The sequence below is a fragment of the Saccharospirillum sp. genome (assembly GCF_039982735.1).
In the GTDB taxonomy this organism is placed as follows: Bacteria; Pseudomonadota; Gammaproteobacteria; order Pseudomonadales; family Natronospirillaceae; genus Saccharospirillum.
In genome coordinates, this window is sequence record NZ_JBDWXV010000011.1 from 174,652 (window position 1) to 190,888 (window position 16,237).

21 protein-coding genes are annotated in these 16,237 nt (G+C 57.0%); 13 read left to right on the forward strand and 8 right to left on the reverse strand.

Annotated elements, in window-relative coordinates:
- Positions 1-3: 3 nt before the first annotated feature.
- Positions 4-966, reverse strand: coding sequence for a DMT family transporter (locus ABJT94_RS09050; RefSeq protein ID WP_348475644.1), 963 nt, complete (start codon positions 964-966; stop codon positions 4-6).
- Between the two features lie 159 nt (positions 967-1,125).
- Between ABJT94_RS09050 and ABJT94_RS09055 the strand changes: the two genes are divergently transcribed.
- The 3 genes from ABJT94_RS09055 (at position 1,126) to ABJT94_RS09065 (ending at position 3,211) form a co-directional block, all read left to right on the forward strand.
- Entirely contained in the window at positions 1,126-1,581 is a 456-nt protein-coding gene (locus ABJT94_RS09055; protein WP_348475643.1) for an Lrp/AsnC family transcriptional regulator, read from the forward strand.
- Positions 1,582-1,656: 75 nt separating this feature from the next.
- Positions 1,657-2,118, forward strand: a complete 462-nt coding sequence (locus tag ABJT94_RS09060; RefSeq protein WP_348475642.1) for a YbjN domain-containing protein — start codon at positions 1,657-1,659, stop codon at positions 2,116-2,118.
- A 124-nt stretch (positions 2,119-2,242) separates the two neighbouring features.
- On the forward strand, positions 2,243-3,211 hold the full coding sequence (locus ABJT94_RS09065) for a zinc transporter ZntB (RefSeq protein ID WP_348475641.1): 969 nt from the start codon (positions 2,243-2,245) through the stop codon (positions 3,209-3,211).
- Positions 3,212-3,254: 43 nt separating this feature from the next.
- On the opposite strand, the gene ABJT94_RS09070 is transcribed toward ABJT94_RS09065, so the two are convergent.
- Together ABJT94_RS09070 and ABJT94_RS09075 are read right to left on the reverse strand one after the other, a co-directional pair.
- On the reverse strand, positions 3,255-4,115 hold the full coding sequence (locus tag ABJT94_RS09070) for a mechanosensitive ion channel domain-containing protein (protein ID WP_348475640.1): 861 nt from the start codon (positions 4,113-4,115) through the stop codon (positions 3,255-3,257).
- A 77-nt stretch (positions 4,116-4,192) separates the two neighbouring features.
- Complete coding sequence (locus ABJT94_RS09075) at positions 4,193-4,591, reverse strand: MerR family DNA-binding protein (protein ID WP_348475639.1); 399 nt, start codon at positions 4,589-4,591, stop codon at positions 4,193-4,195.
- Positions 4,592-4,796: 205 nt separating this feature from the next.
- On the opposite strand from ABJT94_RS09075, the gene ABJT94_RS09080 reads away from it, so the two are divergent.
- On the forward strand, positions 4,797-5,051 hold the full coding sequence (locus ABJT94_RS09080) for a DUF4404 family protein (RefSeq protein WP_348475638.1): 255 nt from the start codon (positions 4,797-4,799) through the stop codon (positions 5,049-5,051).
- 23 nt (positions 5,052-5,074) lie between these two features.
- Here ABJT94_RS09080 and ABJT94_RS09085 read toward each other — a convergent pair whose 3' ends face one another.
- Entirely contained in the window at positions 5,075-5,875 is an 801-nt protein-coding gene (locus ABJT94_RS09085) for an iron chelate uptake ABC transporter family permease subunit (RefSeq protein WP_348475637.1), read from the reverse strand.
- Entirely contained in the window at positions 5,868-6,620 is a 753-nt protein-coding gene (locus ABJT94_RS09090; protein WP_348475636.1) for a metal ABC transporter ATP-binding protein, read from the reverse strand. Before ABJT94_RS09090 ends, ABJT94_RS09085 begins: the two co-directional genes overlap by 8 nt.
- A 135-nt stretch (positions 6,621-6,755) precedes the next feature.
- Between ABJT94_RS09090 and ABJT94_RS09095 the strand changes: the two genes are divergently transcribed.
- From ABJT94_RS09095 to ABJT94_RS09135, 9 genes are all read left to right on the forward strand, one after another.
- The gene (locus ABJT94_RS09095) at positions 6,756-7,700 is read left to right on the forward strand and encodes a zinc ABC transporter substrate-binding protein (RefSeq protein ID WP_348475635.1); all 945 of its coding nucleotides are present in this window, start codon (positions 6,756-6,758) and stop codon (positions 7,698-7,700) included.
- On the forward strand, positions 7,700-8,380 hold the full coding sequence (locus ABJT94_RS09100; protein ID WP_348475634.1) for an HAD family phosphatase: 681 nt from the start codon (positions 7,700-7,702) through the stop codon (positions 8,378-8,380). Before ABJT94_RS09095 ends, ABJT94_RS09100 begins: the two co-directional genes overlap by 1 nt.
- Positions 8,377-8,790 carry a YiiD C-terminal domain-containing protein gene (locus tag ABJT94_RS09105; RefSeq protein ID WP_348475633.1) on the forward strand — a complete coding sequence of 138 codons (414 nt, stop codon included), beginning with the start codon at positions 8,377-8,379 and terminating at the stop codon, positions 8,788-8,790. The genes ABJT94_RS09100 and ABJT94_RS09105 overlap by 4 nt, the downstream gene beginning before the upstream one ends.
- On the forward strand, positions 8,787-9,104 hold the full coding sequence (locus ABJT94_RS09110; RefSeq protein WP_348475632.1) for a hypothetical protein: 318 nt from the start codon (positions 8,787-8,789) through the stop codon (positions 9,102-9,104). The genes ABJT94_RS09105 and ABJT94_RS09110 overlap by 4 nt, the downstream gene beginning before the upstream one ends.
- Positions 9,105-9,161: 57 nt before the next feature.
- A complete protein-coding gene (locus ABJT94_RS09115) occupies positions 9,162-9,902 on the forward strand; it encodes a pyridoxine 5'-phosphate synthase (RefSeq protein ID WP_348475631.1) in 741 nt (246 codons plus the stop codon).
- Between the two features lie 73 nt (positions 9,903-9,975).
- On the forward strand, positions 9,976-10,581 hold the full coding sequence (locus ABJT94_RS09120) for a flavin reductase family protein (protein ID WP_348475630.1): 606 nt from the start codon (positions 9,976-9,978) through the stop codon (positions 10,579-10,581).
- Between the two features lie 5 nt (positions 10,582-10,586).
- A complete protein-coding gene (locus ABJT94_RS09125; RefSeq protein ID WP_348475629.1) occupies positions 10,587-10,994 on the forward strand; it encodes a VTT domain-containing protein in 408 nt (135 codons plus the stop codon).
- 132 nt (positions 10,995-11,126) lie between these two features.
- Positions 11,127-11,780: a carbonate dehydratase gene (gene can, locus ABJT94_RS09130; RefSeq protein WP_348475628.1), complete on the forward strand. Its 654-nt coding sequence runs from the start codon at positions 11,127-11,129 to the stop codon at positions 11,778-11,780.
- On the forward strand, positions 11,780-12,151 hold the full coding sequence (locus ABJT94_RS09135; protein ID WP_348475627.1) for a hypothetical protein: 372 nt from the start codon (positions 11,780-11,782) through the stop codon (positions 12,149-12,151). The genes can and ABJT94_RS09135 overlap by 1 nt, the downstream gene beginning before the upstream one ends.
- Before the next feature lie 14 nt (positions 12,152-12,165).
- Here ABJT94_RS09135 and ABJT94_RS09140 read toward each other — a convergent pair whose 3' ends face one another.
- The 3 genes from ABJT94_RS09140 to ABJT94_RS09150 form a co-directional block, all read right to left on the reverse strand.
- Positions 12,166-15,021, reverse strand: a complete 2,856-nt coding sequence (locus ABJT94_RS09140) for a valine--tRNA ligase (RefSeq protein ID WP_348475626.1) — start codon at positions 15,019-15,021, stop codon at positions 12,166-12,168.
- Between the two features lie 107 nt (positions 15,022-15,128).
- Positions 15,129-15,671, reverse strand: coding sequence for a hypothetical protein (locus ABJT94_RS09145; protein WP_348475625.1), 543 nt, complete (start codon positions 15,669-15,671; stop codon positions 15,129-15,131).
- Positions 15,672-16,100, reverse strand: a complete 429-nt coding sequence (locus ABJT94_RS09150) for a DNA polymerase III subunit chi (protein WP_348475624.1) — start codon at positions 16,098-16,100, stop codon at positions 15,672-15,674. It abuts the gene before it with no gap.
- Between the last annotated feature and the right edge of the window lie 137 nt (positions 16,101-16,237).

Below are 16,237 nucleotides of genomic sequence, written 5' to 3' on the forward strand. Positions count from 1 at the left end.
CTGCTAGCGTGACCGGATCAGCCCGCTCGCAGCGATTACGCCCAGGGTCACCAAGGATAACCCCAACAGCGTGATCAGTTCGACGCTTTCGTGCAAAAAGACCGCCGCCAGTACTGTCGCGCAAACCGGGGTCAGAGAGCCGATGGCTGAGGTGATTTCAGCCCCGAGGGCGCGAATCGCGTAGCCATATAGAAAGCCCGCCCCCAAGCCCACGGCAAGCCCCTGAACGGCCAATTGCAGCAGCCACTCACTGGCCGGTACGGTGCCGAGGTCTATGCCGGTTCCGCTGACGAGCCCCCAGAGTAACAGCAAGGCGCCACTGGGTACGGTTAACACCGCGGCGGTTTCCAGCGGGGCCAGTCCGCTCTGACGGACACTGAGTGTAAACAGCGCCCAACACAGACTGCACACCAGAAACATCATTTGCCCCTGAAATACGGCGCCACTCATATCCAGACCTGTTGCTGCCAGCATAAGCAGAATGCCCATAACAACACTGCCCAGACCAGCAAAGCGTGCCAGGGTTAACGGCTGCCGGAAAATAACCACCGCGAGTGCGGTCACAAACAGAGGCGCCGTGCCGGGAATCAGCGTACTGCCCTGAACCACCGGTGCCAGCCCCATGGCGTGGGCACTGAGCAGAAAGAACGGCAACCCGGCACCAACCAGAATGCCAGCCAGCCACACCGGGTGTACGGCCAGAATAGAGTGGCGCCGGCGGATGAACCAGGGCAGCAAAATCAGCCCCGGCACAGCGAAGCGAAACAGCGTCAGTTCGAAAGTGCCTAGCGCAGACAGGGCACCATAGCGAAGCGACAGAAAATAGCAGGACCAGATCAACACGGTCGCCAGCGCTGCCGCATAACCGGCCAGGCGCACGCCAGGGGTGGACAGTTGTGGCAGCACATCCGTCAGGCTCCGACGTGGCAGGGTGGCCGTGGCTGTGCCTTGAAGCTGGTGTGTCATGCGCGTCTCTCCGCAGGTTTTGCATTCGAATAGTGGCGCCTAGTGTGACGTAAGTACTCTGGTGGTTTTGAGTGAATATTAGCAACTGTTTCACTGAAATTAGCTGGCTGTGCTATGGTTTCTTTTATTATTGACAATTAGTGCTAAAGGAGGGCGAGGATGCTTGATCGAATCGATCGGCGGCTACTGGATGCGGTGCAACGCAATGCCCGTCTGACCACGGCCGAACTGGCGGAGCGGGTAGGATTATCGGCATCTCCTTGTGCCCGGCGGCTGCGCCGGCTGGAAGACGAAGGCTACATCAGCGGTTATCGCGCCCATCTCGACCGGCAGCGCCTCAATTTGGGCATTACCATCTTCGTTCACGTACGGCTCAATCAACATCAGGACAGCCTGGTCGAAGCCTTCGAGGACACTCTGCGGGACATGCCCGAAGTGATCGATTGCCACACGGTGTCCGGAGCATTTGATTACCTGTTGCAGGTCGTTACGGCCGATTTGCCGGGCTACGAGCAATGGGTGCGGCGACTGCAGAAAGTTTCTGCGGTTAATACCATCGACAGCAGCTTTGCGATACGGGCCGTGAAGCAACAGGGGCCCTTGCCGTTGCTGTGAACCCGGTGGAGACCGGAACAAAATGACCGTACAATGCCCGTCCGTTTTTGAATGACCCCGATAGGCGACCATTGCATGTCCGATTTCACACGAGATCATCTGGAAAACTGGTTAAAGGACCTGTCGGTCCGGCATTATCTGTGCCCGAATTGCGAAGGCATTCATCTGACGGACTTGGAAGAGCAGCTGGGCGTTCTGGAAAGCCGGGTCTTTCTGGACGAGGGTATGATCATCATCTCCACCGAGCTGCCCATACGCCCGTCAGCCGTCTTGCCCTTGCACGGCAGCCTGAACCTGGTGAATTTCGAACATCCGCTGGTGAAGGTGACGCTGAACCTTCATGATGACGAAATTCCCCGCCTCGTCATCAGCGGAATCCTGATCGCCGCCGAGCTGTCGCCGAACTATTTCAACGCCTTTCTCAGCGCAGTGACCGGCAGTACCCTCAATGTGCTTGAACACGCAACGGCACTGGACGTACTGTTTCTTGATGAGCCCGAGCTGGATCTGGATGCCAAGGGCGATGCTTTGCATTAACGAGACGGTCTACTCCTTTGAGTGAGACGTCTGCGTGTTCTCTGTTGCCAGGCAATCTGCGCGTGTTGGTGTGGTTAACCCGACTATTACTTGAGTATTCTCTGAGGGCCACCAGGCTTCCAATATGACGAATGACACCCAATCCAATCATTCTTTCGTAATTGACCATTGGCGCTTTGATGTACAGCCACCTGAGTCCCAGTCGGGCGCGCCCGATGACGTGAGTCGGCGCTGGGTACATTGTCAGCGGGACGATGCCGGATTGCCGGGCTGGCTTTCGCATCTGGATATTAGCCGTGGGTTGCGCCAGGCCTTGTTGGCCGAAGATACCCGGCCCCGGTTTGAACCCGTGGGGGACGGCTTTCTGCTTATTTTGCGAGGCGTAAACCTGACGCCGGGTGCTGCACCTGACGACATGCTGAGCCTGCGCATGCTTTGGTACAAGGATGGGTTGATCACACTGCGCAAGCGGCCGTTCAAGGCTATTGCCAGTGTGCGTGAACGGCTCGAGCAACGCCAGGGACCGGTATCAGTCAGTGCCTTGCTGGTGACGATTATTGAAGCTCTGAATGATCGCATTGGTGAATTGCTGGAGGCCTCGGAGCGCGAGCTGGAAGGTCTCGAGAGCCGCGACAGCAGTGTGAATCCTCAGCAGTATTTGTCGGACCTGACGCATTTTCACAAGCGACTGTTGCGTCTGAACCGGTTTATCAGACCACAGATGGGCGCACTCGACCGGTTGGCGGGTGAGGCCGGTGAATGGTTGTCGGATCGGGATCTGATGTTGCTGGCCAACCAGCGTGATGTGACGCTGCGCATGCTGGAAACCATTGAAATGTTGCTGCAACAGATTCAATTGGTCAGAGATGAACAGCAGCAAGTACTGGCTGAACGAATGAACCGCAACACTTACTGGCTGTCAGTAATTGCCGGTATCTTCCTGCCGCTGGGGTTTCTGACCGGTTTGTTTGGTATTAACGTCGGGGGTATGCCTGGCGTCGATGATGGCATGGCGTTCTGGTATACCTGCATCGGGCTGGGCGTGGTTGCTGTAATCGAGTTTCTGATACTGCGGCGGTTACGATTCTGGTAATAAAAAACCGGGCTGGACCCGGTTTTTTTGTGCCCGGCTTGCCTTACGACTTGGGGGCGTTGTCGGATTGTGCTGGCAGGTTCTCCACATTGTAGTGGTGAACATCCCGCTGCGGAAACGGAATGCTGAGGCCGGCTGCTTCGACGGCGATCTTCACTTTTTTCTGCATTTCCCACCAGATTGTCCAGTAATCATCCACCGTCGCCCAGGCGCGAATTTGCAGGTTCACCGAGCTGTCGCCCAGAGACTGCACCATAACCTGAGGGGCCGGGTCTTTGAGAAAACGGGATTCTTCATCCACCAGTTGCTGTAATGCCCGGAAACCGGCATCGAGATCATCGTCGTAGGCAACGCCCACAACCACATCCATCCGGCGGGTACCGTTGCGGGTGGAATTCTGGATGGTGGCGCTCCAGACATTGGAGTTGGGGGCTGAGATGTACTGGCCATCCGGCGTCTTCAGAATGGTGGTAAACAGGCTGATCTCTTCCACCGTACCGCCGGTGCCGTTAAAGGTGATGTAGTCTCCAACCCGGAAGGGCCGCAGAATCAGCATCATGATGCCGGACGCTATGTTGCTCAGGGTGTCTTTCAACGCCAGACCAATGGCCAGGCCGGCAGCACCCAGCAAGGCGACGATGGAATTGGTATTGACGCCGAAGATATCCAGCACAATAACCACGGCGACGATGTAGACCGCATAACCGGCGATGCCGGCGAACAGGGGGATCAGAGTCGGGTCCATCCGTTTGATGCGTTTGCCGCTGTTGCGGATCGACTTCTTAACGGCATTGGAGACGATGCTGGCAACAATGAACACCGCTATGACCAGTAGCAGGTTATAGCCGACGCTGAGTATAAAGGGCGAGTTTTCGACCCAGAAATTGACGATCCAGTCGATCATATGCAGGCTTCCTTCAGGGTTTGGATATCATCTAGCCTATCGCTAACGCTAAATAAAGCAAAGCCTTGGATTTCAGATTATTCGTCGTTCTGCCCATGCGCCAGGGACTCCAGTATGGCGCAGTCGGATGACTGATCCCCCGGGCACTGTGAAACCAGATCAATCAGCGTTTGTTTCATCGCGCTCAGTTCACGAATTTTATCATCCAGCTCATCCAAATGTTGCCTGGCCAGCGCATTGACCGAGGCACTGGCGCGAGTCGGATCATCGTAAAGATCGAGCAGGGAGCGGCATTCTTCCAGCGAGAACCCCAGCGTTCTTGACCGCGCGAGAAACTGCATCCGTTCGATGTCCCGGTGGCCGTATTGGCGGTACCCATTACCGGCCCGGCGGGATTCGATCAGACCCAGGCTCTCGTAGTAACGAATCGTTTTTGCCGGTAAGCCGGACGCTAGCGCTGCGTCTTTAATCAACATGATGCTGCCCTCTTGTTGGTCGCGGATCATCAGACAGTTTTGACCTTCCAGCTCCGGGAATGTCAAGCCTGAAGCGGGATGGCTTTTAGCTTCGGGGGTGGTCTGGCTCTGCTATAGTTAGGGTATCCGGTTGTTGCTGGGTTGTATCGACCAGAATAGCCGGTCCCAGGATATTCATGTGTTACATCACTACAAGGGCCCCACCATGCCAAAAGACCATTTGCGAGCCTTACTTGAGCGGTTACGAGCGACAATGGATGAAGGCGAAATCAGCCCGCAGCAGCAGGAATTGCTGGCCAAGGTTGAGTACCACATCCACAACTCGGATGAACCAGACCCTGAAGAGCCCACTCTGCGGGAATCGATGGAGATGCTGATCGAGGACCTGAGCGTCGATCACCCGCGTAGTGCGGCTGTGGCCAGAAACATTCTGGAGTCACTGGCCAGTATGGGCATCTGATGGCCGACGCAGGAATTGGCTCATCAGTGGGCCAGTCGCTGCCTGACCTGACTGACGACTAGCAAGACGGCGAAGGCAATCACCGCCGTCACCACAATCGCCGGGCCACTGGGGGCATTGGTTAGCCATGAGCCGCCCAGTCCGGCCCAGACACAGACGACACCCAGCACAGAGGCGCCGAATGCCATCTGCTCGGGCGTTTTGGACAGCCAGCGAGCGGCGGCGGCCGGAATAATCATCAGGGCGGTGATCAGCAGGATGCCGACAATCTTCATCGCCACGGCGATAACCAGTGCAATCAGAATCAGATAGACAATACGAATGCGCTCGGTAGCAATCCCTTCGGCCCGGGCCAGATCTTCGTGCACGGTGATGGCTAACAGGGGGCGCCAGATCAACGCCATGACGGGTATCGCCACGACCAAAATAGCCGCAACCCAGAGCACATCACCCTGGTTAACCGCCAGCAAATCCCCGAACAGCAAGCCACTCAGGTCGATGCGTACCGATTCGGAAAACGCCAGGACCAGCATGCCAATCGCCAGTGAACCGTGTGACAGGATGCCCAAAAGGGTATCGGACGGCAGACGCCGTTGCCGTTGCAGACCAAACAGCAGTAATGCCAGGGCGGTGGTGACCAGAGCGATACCGACCGTCAAATTGAGGTTCAGTACCACGGCCAGGGTTACTCCCAGCAAGCCGGAATGCGCCATGGTATCGCCAAAGTAGGCCATGCGGCGCCACACCATGAAACTGCCCAGCGGGCCTGCAAGTAGAGCGATGCCGGTACCGGCGAGCAGGGCGGGCCAGAGCATCTCAATCATGAACGTGGCCTCCCTGTTCAGCCAGGCTGTGGTTGTGGTCGTGGTGGTGGCTGTAAAAGGCCAGGGCATCGGCATGTTTGTGCCCGAACAACTGGGTAAATTCCGGTTGGCGGGTGATGGTTTCCGGCGCGCCGGTGCAGCACACATGACCGTTCAGGCAGACAACCTCGTCGGTAGCGGCCATGACCAGGTGCAGATCGTGGGAGACCATTAGAATGGCGCAGCCACGCTCGTCGCGTATGCGCTGAATCAGCCGGTACAGCTCCACCTCCCCGTTGAAGTCGACTCCCTGCACCGGCTCGTCGAGCACCAGTACATCGGGTTGTTTTAATAGTGCACGCGCCAGCATGACCCGTTGAAATTCCCCGCCGCTCAGTTGCTGGACAGGCCGGTCGATCAGGTGCGGGACATCGGTCAGGCGCAGCGCATCAATCACCGCTGTTCGTGCAGCACGATGGGTCAGTGTCATCAGCCGGAAAACCGATAAGGGCAGTGAATCGTCGATGCTGATGCGTTGCGGCATATACCCGATGGTCAGTGATGGTGCCAGAGTCAACTGGCCTTCACTGACCCGGTGCACCCCCAGCAATGTTTTGATCAGTGTTGATTTTCCCGCGCCGTTAGGGCCGATCAACGTTACGATCTGGCCGTCGAAAACGCTGAGATTGACGTTGCGGATAATGGTTTCACCACCGAGACGAACGCCCAGCTGTCGGGCTTCAATGAGAGGTTGTGTGCGTGGCACGGGTGCTATGTCTCCTGACCGTCGGGCGATGATGGATTGGCTGGCGATACCGCCTGAGCCAACACAGGCTTGAAGTTACAGTGTATCATACCAACTATTGATGATTCTCCCAGAACCCAATTGCAAGAGTTGACTATGTCGTTGTTGAAATTCCTGGCCCGCCGGGCCTGGCCACTGGCGGTGCTGGTGTCAATGGTAAGCCCGGCCAGGGCCTTGGCTGAACCGCCCCGGGTGCTGGTGTCGATTGCACCGCTGCACAGCCTGGTGGCTCAGGTGATGGAGGGCGTGGCCGAGCCGGAGCTGGTGTACGAGGCCAGTCAGTCACCCCATTCCAGTGCCATGACGCCGCGTCAGTTAAAGGCAGTGGTCGAGGCCGATTTGCTGTTTTGGATCGGCCCGGAGCTTGAAACAGCCCTGGCCCGGTTACTACCGCGGCTTTCAGAAAATGCTCAGGCCTTTGAACTGCATGACTTCGACGCCGGTATGACGCTGCTGCCGATGCGCGAAACGCTGTTTTCAGTGCCGGGTACCGGTGATGACCATGGCCACGACCACGGAGACATCGACCCGCACTTCTGGCTGTCACTCGACAATGCGCAGCGATTTGTCGATTTCGTGGAAGCCCGGCTGATTGAACAGGATCCGGACAATCGTGATCGCTATCAGGGCAATGCCGAGCAGGCCCGAATCAGTCTGGACACACTGGGCGAGCAACTGAATGACCGCTTGAGCACAAGCCGCGACACACCCTACATCCTGTTTCACGATGGTTTTCAATATTTCGAGCACGACCAGAATCTGAACGGGCTGGGTGCCCTGGTGCTGAACCCGGACATACCGCCCGGGCCGAGAACCATTGCCCGGCTGCGTGATTTGGCGGAACCGCTTGAGCGCGTCTGTCTGTTTCGTGAACCCCAGTACAGCGAGCGCTGGCTGATGCCGCTGGTGGATAATCTCGACAAGGCAACACTGGGTACCATTGACCCTTTGGGCCAATTATCCGAACCCGGTACCGGACTCTATGCTGATATGATGCTGCGACTGGCCAGCGATTTGGCCGCTTGCCTGGGAGATGCCTGATGGCAGTATCTGATTACGAGGCCGTCCTCTGGGATATGGACGGAGTGCTATTGGATTCAGAACGGCTGGTACGGTCGGTGTTTACTGAAGTCATGGCCAATGGCGGGCCGGTTCCGGACGCCGAGCACCGCTATCTCGAAACCATTGGCCTGAACAAAGCCGGTCTGATCGAGTGGTTTCTGAACTACGTTGATTCCGTTGACAGCGCCGTCTACTGGATCAATCAGACCGGCGACCGTTATACCGAAAGAGCAAAGACCGACCTGGTGTTAAAACCCGGGGTGATCGAGTCACTTGAGCACGTAGCCCGAAGCGGCCGACGCCAGATGGTGGTGACCAGCACACGAACCGAACTGGCCGAGGCCAAACTGGAGCGCGTCGGCCTACTCGGGTATTTCGAATCGTTGCTTGGCGGCGACCAGGTGAGCCGGGGCAAACCGCACCCCGAACCCTATCTCGCCGGTTGTACCCGATTGGCAGTAACCCCGGCCAGCGCCCTGGTGATTGAAGACAGTCCAAATGGCGTGCTGGCGGGTCTGGCCGCCGGTTGCAATGTACTGCATGTGCCGGACCTGGTGCCGACTGACCCTGAGTGGGCGGGGCAGCTGGCCGCGACGCTGACCTCGCTGGAGGCATTCCCCGGCTGGCTTGATGGTGCAGGCGCGGAGGTCGCCCGATGATACAACTGGACCTTATTGAGCCGCTGGCCAAGCTGGGTATTGACTGGGTTGGCAGTGACGACAACGGTACTCGTTTCCGGATTCCCTTGCACGGCAATCGGAACGACAAGGGAACGGTGTTTGCCGGCAGCCAGTACGCAGCTTTGGTGATAGCAGGCTGGTACCACACCGCCCGGTGGGCGGGCCTGAACGGCTTGCCTGAACAGGTTGCCATCAAAGACAGCCAGGTACGCTACCCGAAGGCGGCTCGCTCCGATCTGGACGTTCAGGCTCACTTTACTGCCTCGCCAGATGTAAGGCCGAGCGGGCACTGGCGTGCTCTGGTTGAAGTGACGGCCCGTGATGCCGAAGGCGACGTGGTTGCTGTGCTGACTGGCGATTACCGGGTGCTGCTACCCGCTGACGCATGAAGCCAAGACAGGTAGGCCTGACCCAGCTGTTTTTGCAGCCCCGGGTACACCGGGTGTGGATGCTCAAGCATGGGTCGCTGTGGTTTGACCTTCCAGCCCAGGTCAGTGAACAATTCGATACGCTCTGGCAACGGTATTGCGATGCCTTGAAACCAGCTCCGACCGCTTTTCTGACCGACGAAGACCTGGTTGAAAACGACGCACTCTTTGCCCTGTTCGCCAGCGCCGTCTATCTCGATAGAACCTTGCCTGGTTTTAACAGTAGGGCCAGGGCAGACGGGCTTTACTGGCAGTTTGATGCTGAAGCGGTTTGAAGCCGGGAAACTTTGATACACTAGGACAAACGGTCGAAAGAGCCTGCAGGAAACTGAATGACGCAACTGAGTGTTAACCTAAACAAAATCGCCTTGCTGCGGAATTCCCGTGGACGTGATTTCCCGAATGTGGTGGCATTTGCCGAAAAGTTTATTGCGCTCGGCGTGCACGGTATTACCATCCACCCGCGGCCGGATGCCCGCCATGCAACGGCGCAGGATGCACATGATTTGAAAGCAATGCTGGCCGCCTACCCGGATGTGGAACTGAATATTGAAGGGTATCCGACCGAAGATTTTCTGGCATTGATTGAAACGGTAAAACCGCATCAGTGCACCCTGGTGCCCGATGAACCGAACCAGCTGACATCCGACCATGGCTGGGATTTCAGCCAGCACGCTGAGTTTCTTGAAACGGTACTAACCCGCATACAGGCCGCTGGCGTGCGCAGCTCGGTATTTCTTGACCCCGACACCGACCAGGTGCAACGCGCGGCCAAGTCCAGTGCTCAGCGCATTGAACTCTATACGGAAGGCTTTGCCAGCGCTCAGGGCACTGAATCGTCCGCCAGCGTGCTGGCGCAGTACCGGGAAGCAGCCGAACTGGCCCGGCGCCTTGGGCTGGGTGTTAATGCCGGTCACGATCTCGACCTGAGCAACCTGCCGACGTTTCTGACGATTCCGGGTATTCTGGAGGTATCGATTGGCCATGTACTGACCGTTGAGTGCATCGAGCGTGGCATGGCTGCGGTTATTGAAGACTATCTTGCCATCTGCTCGAGCAATCTACCCGGCTGACCTGAAACTGGCCGGCTTTCCGATGCCCGTGTGATGAACCGGGCCGACACCTTTTTCGTTACAGGATATCCCCATGGAACTGGCCATTGCCGACCTGGATGCCACCGCCATCTACAAGTTAATGGTAGGCTCGATTCAACCGCGCCCAATCGCCTGGGTGTGCACCCGCAACGAGCAGGGGGTGTTGAACCTGGCACCGTTTTCATTTTTTACCCTGGTCAGCGTTAATCCGCCGATTGTCGCTTTTGCCCCCTTGCGCAAACCCGATGGCAGTGAAAAAGACACGGTGCTTAACCTGGAAACCTGCCCGGAGTTCACCCTCAACATTGTCAGCCATGCCGTAGTTGAAAAGATGAACCAAACCTCGGCACCTCTGGCCAGGGGCGAAAGCGAAATCGGTTACGCTGGGTTGTCGACCACCCCGGCTTTGACCGTTCAACCACCGCGCATTGCCGAAGCGCTGATCCATTTTGAATGCCGGTTGCGTGAAATTCAGCGCTTTGGTGATGAACCCATGGCCGGTCGTCTGGTGCTTGGTGACATTGTGCATGTACAGGTTGCCGACCCGCTCTACGACGAGGGGCGCATTCTGGCCGACAAACTGGATGCCGTCGGCCGTATGGCGGGCAACACCTACAGCACCACACGCGATACCTTCGACATTGAACGGCCTGGCTGAGAAGGGTGTCTTTTCTGTTGCTGTTCGCCGTTGCCTTTGTGGCTGCCACGCTGTGGCCATTGGGAACAGAGTTGCTCTTTATTGGCCTGGTGCGGGAATCGGGCCACCTGTTTATTGCTTACTGGTTCGTGGCAACGGCCGGTAACGTACTGGGTGCCTGGCTGATGCTGATGTTGGCCCGCTGGGCGCGCCAGGCGGGTGTCGTGTCCTCACGCTGGCAACCGGCGCAGACGACCGAGCGACACCTGCAACGCTGGGGGACACCCTTGCTGGCCATGGCCTGGCTGCCGGTTGTGGGAGATTTGTTGCCGGTAGCGGCTGGATGGCTAAGGATGCCACTGGCTGCGTCTGCGTTCTGGCTGGCGCTGGGTAAAGGGGCGCGTTTTTTCCTGCTTGGTTTCTGGCTGGCATAAGGCTGCTGGTAGCAGACGGCAGTCCTGGAAATAAGCGACTACTCTGTTGTTCTGGCTTATACGCGATCGAATTTTATAGACCGTGTTCTCAAGGATGAAGACGCATAACGACTTGACCCTGGGAGAAACCGTTTGAACTTGGATCATTTGCTGGAAAGCAATCGACAATGGGCAGACCAGATTACCGCTGAACAACCAGATTTTTTCAAGCAACTGGCGCGTCAGCAAAAGCCCGAACTGTTGTGGATCGGCTGTGCCGACAGCCGGGTGCCCGCCAATGAAATTATGGGGTTGATGCCGGGTGAGGTTTTTGTACACCGCAATGTGGCCAACCTGGTGGTACATACCGATTTGAATTGTCTCTCGGTTATTCAGTTCGCCGTGGATGTATTGAAAGTCAAACACATCATCGTCACCGGGCATTACGGGTGTGGCGGGGTGGCGGCCGCCCTGAGCAATCAGCGGCTGGGGCTGATCGATAACTGGCTGCGCCATATTCAGGATGTGCTTAAGATCTACCGCCGCTATTTTGATGCATTGCCCGATGAAATGACTAAACTGAACAGACTCTGTGAAGTGAATGTGATGGCGCAGGTGCTGAACCTGGCCGAAACCACCATTGTTCAGAACGCCTGGGAGCGTGGCCAGGCTGTGTCATTACATGGCTGGATTTACGGTCTGGATAACGGCATTCTAAAGGACCTGGATGTCACTCACTCGAAAGATGCCGATTTGCGTGAAACCATGCACAACCGGATAAAAACCCTGTTGAAACAGGCAAAATAATGAATCAGGTAAAACCACTACATAAGACCATTGCCGTCGCGTTGGCACTGCCCGCTGCTTTGCCGGCCTGGTCAGGTGGTGTAAACCAGAGTGACCGGGTTCAGGGCATGGCCCTGTTTATGAATGAATCGGCTGAAAATATTCAGTGGCTCTGGCTGGGGGGCATCGCGATAGGCGCCCTGGTATTTCTACTGTTCGTGCGTTGGATTCATTACGCTATGATCAAACGTCACAAACCCAAGAAGAAAATACCGGTCAACAAAGATCATGCGACTGATCCTTCCGGCAAGAAGAAAGCGGTTCTGACCAAGCCCGCCAAGCCGGTTCCGCAACGCCCCAAGCAACCGGATAATCGCAAGCGGCGTTACTGAATCGGATAGGGGCGTTATTTCAACGCCGCCAGTTGCTCCAGCTGGTTCTCCAGCTCACGCACGCTGTGAGCATAGCCATCGGCTTTCTCCCGTTCTTTGGCGATGACGTCATCCGGGGCTTTGGAGACAAAATTCTCGTTGTTCAGTTTGCCTTCAACCTTGGCCAGTTCCTTTCGGGTTTTCTCCAGCGCCTTGGTCAGGCGTGTCTGCTCGGCCGCGACATCAATCAGCCCCGCCATGGGTACCAGCACTTTGAGTTGCCCCACCAACTGAGTCGCTGACACTGGCGCTTCATCACCGTCTTCCAGCCAGGTCACGCTTTCAAGCTTGGCCAGCGTTTTGAGGAAGTTCTCGTTTTCGCTGAGTCGGCGCTTGTCTTCATCGCTGCCATTCTGGAACAACACAGGCAAAGGTTTGCCCGGGGCAATGTTCATCTCGCCACGAATATTACGCACGCCAACAATAACGCCTTTTACCCATTCAATATCGGCCTCGGCAGCAGCGTCTATTTTGTCCGGGTCGGCCTTGGGAAAGGGTTGCAACATTAGCGTGTCGCCTTCACGTGCCGCCAGATCCCGGATCGACAGCCAGATCTCTTCAGTAATGAACGGCATGATCGGGTGAGCCAGACGCAGCAAGGCTTCCAGAACGCGGACCAGAGTGCGCCGGGTGCCGCGCTGAACCTCGGCTGAGGCGTTTTCATCCCACAGCACGGGCTTGGACAGCTCCAGGTACCAGTCGCAGTATTCGTTCCAGATAAACTCATACAAGGCCTGGCTCATTAGGTCGAAGCGGTAGTTCGTGTAGTGACGCTCGACATCCTGCTCCAGCCCCTGCAGGCGTGAACTGATCCAGCGGTCCGCCAGGCTCAGCTCAACCTCGCCGCCGTTCTGGCCGCAATCCTGGCCTTCGGTGTTCATCAGCACGTAGCGCGCCGCGTTCCAGATTTTGTTGCAGAAGTTGCGATACCCTTCGAGGCGTTTGACGTCGAAATTGATGTCACGCCCCTGGCTGGCCAGTGACGCCAGAGTGAAACGCAAGGCGTCGGTACCGGATGAAGTCATGCCCTCCGGGAAGCTCTTGCGCGTCATTTTTTCAATTTTTGCCGCCAGTTTCGGCTGCATTAAACCGCTGGTGCGTTTGGCCACCAGATCGTCAACGTCAATGCCATCGATCAGGTCGATCGGGTCAATCACGTTGCCTTTCGATTTCGACATTTTCTGGCCGTTTTCGTCGCGAATCAGTCCAGTAACGTAGACCCTCTTGAACGGAACCTGGGGGGTGCCGTCGTCATTCTTGATGAAGTGCAGAGTCATCATCATCATTCTGGCTACCCAGAAAAAGATGATGTCGAAACCGGTCACCAGCACATCGGTCGGGTGAAAGGTTTTCACCAGATCCTCGCGTTCCGGCCAGCCCAGTGTGGAAAACGTCCAGAGGGCAGAGCTGAACCAGGTATCCAGTACGTCTTCGTCCTGCGTCAGTGTGAGACCGGCGTCGAGGTTGTACTTGTTACGCACCTCGGCTTCGCTGCGACCAACGTAGACGTTGCCGTCCGCGTCGTACCAGGCGGGAATTTGGTGGCCCCACCACAGCTGGCGCGAAATGCACCAGTCCTGGATGTCGCGCATCCAGGAGAAGTAGGTGTTTTCCCATTGCTTGGGTACGAACTGGATATCGCCATTTTCCACGGCTTTGATGGCCGGTTCAGCCAGGGGTTTGGCACTGACGTACCACTGATCGGTGAGCCAGGGCTCGATCACCGCATCGGAACGGTCGCCACGGGGCACCATCAGACTGTGGTCTTTAATCGAGTCGAGCAGGCCCAGCGCTTCGAAATCGGCAATGATTTTCTTGCGGGCATCGAACCGGTCGAGTCCGCCATACCCCTGAGGCAGGGCGCCATCGAAATCGTCGATCGGTTTGCCATCGTAGGTATAGGCTTCGGCGGCGTGCAGTATCTTGGCGTCCTGGTCGAGTACATTGACCAGCGTCGCACCGTGTCGTTTGCCGACTTCGTAGTCGTTAAAATCGTGGGCCGGTGTGATTTTTACGCAGCCGCTGCCGAATTCCGAATCGACATAATCGTCGGCAACGATGGGAATGCGACGGCCAAGCAATGGCAAATCAACGAATTTTCCGACCAGGGACTGATATCGCTCGTCGTCGGGGTTAACCGCCACAGCGGTATCGCCCAGAATGGTTTCCGGGCGTGTCGTGGCCACGACAATGTAGGCTTTGCCTTCGGCAGTAGTAGCGCCATCGGCCAGCGGATAGCGGAAGTGCCAGAGCGAGCCCTGTTCTTCCTTGTTTTCCACTTCCAGATCGGAAATTGCCGTGTGAAAAACCGGGTCCCAGTTAACCAGGCGTTTACCACGGTAAATCAGGTTGTCTTCGTACAGGCGCACGAACACTTCGCGCACGGCGTTGGACAGGCCTTCATCCATGGTGAAGCGTTCGCGTGTCCAGTCGACTGAATCACCCAGCCGGCGCATCTGTGAACTGATAGTACCACCCGACTGCTCCTTCCATTGCCAGACACGGTCGATGAAGGTCTCACGGCCCAGATCGTGGCGTGTCTTACCTTCGCGTGCCAATTCACGCTCCACCACCATCTGGGTGGCGATGCCTGCATGGTCACTGCCGGTTTGCCAGAGCGTGTTGCAGCCTTTCATGCGATGGTAGCGGGTGAGCGCATCCATAATGGTTTGCTGGAAGGCGTGACCCATGTGCAGCGACCCGGTGACGTTGGGCGGCGGAATCATGATGCAATAGGCGTCGCCCTGACCCGAGGGTTTGAACCATTCGTTGCTTTCCCAACGCTGGTAGTGCTTGCCTTCAATCGCTTGCGGCTGGTACGTCTTCTCCATGAGGGCTCTTAACTCGCTTGGCTGACGGTGAAAATGAAGGGACGAACCATGGTGGTTCCAGCCCCGAAGTCTGATGGCTGCCATTATACATGGTCAGGAGGTTGAAACTAATTGCCGGGCTCTATTGGCGGGTCCGGTTCGGAACGTTTGAATGTCTCGGGCAGGGGCAGATCGTGTTCTTCGTACCACTGACTGACCAGTGACCGAAAGTCCTGCTGCAGACGGTTTCTCAGATCTCGTTCAAACAGCTTCAGATAGTCGGCGACGGTATCCTCGATCCAGTGATCAAAGACCGTTTCCAGCTGCGCCAGAACCTGTTCCGGATCGGGTCCCTGGGGTGGCTTGGGAGGTTCCGGCTCGGCAGGCTGTTCATGCTCTTTGCGAACGATCTCGGTGATCGGTCGCAGCGGCGCCAGTGACGCCAGCTCTTCGGCCGCCCGGGCTTCGGCTTCATTGCGGATACGAATCAGCTCGGACAGCGACTGACTCGACAGAAAAGGGTTGTCCGGGTTGACATGCGTGGGGCTGCGTTTGTCGACGATTTCGTCGAGCAACGGAATCTGCGATTCCGACCGGGCAACCCGGTCGAGGCTCTGGCGAATGTCCTCCAGATCCTGCAGCAGGCTTTGCTTGGAATCCTTCTGATCCATTTATACCCGGTCTCGCAGGTCATGCCGTTTCAGCGGATAGCCCCGGTCCTGATAGAACTTGTAGTGCGCCCGGGTAGCGTTCAGGACCGCAGGGTCCTGGCTGACAATTTCAAAGACGCGCTCGAACCGGGAAAAGTACTCCGGAATCTCAGCGGCCAGATTGATCAGAACATCATGATGCTGGCCCGGCTCTGCGTGCCAGCCAATCTGCACATCATCGTCGCTGCCCACGAGCAAACTGTGCGCCAGAAAACTTTCAACCGGCGTTGACCAGAGTACTTCGCTGACGGACCGGGCCATTGCTTCATCATCCACAGCCAGCAGTACACGGTGCCGGTGACTGCGCGCTTTATTGACCAGACGCGCGGCATAGGCATAGCGGTCGGCGGCTTGCAGCACCGGAACAATGTGGAAATCTACCTGGGTCATGAGTCGGGTTCATCAGCGCGAAAACGCCATGGTACCTAAAGCGGCTGGCAGCAGGAAGGGAGACGCTGGCATTGGCAACATTGGCCTGCCTCTCTCTAATGCAAGTTCGGAGTTTGGATTGACTCAATCGCCCTGAG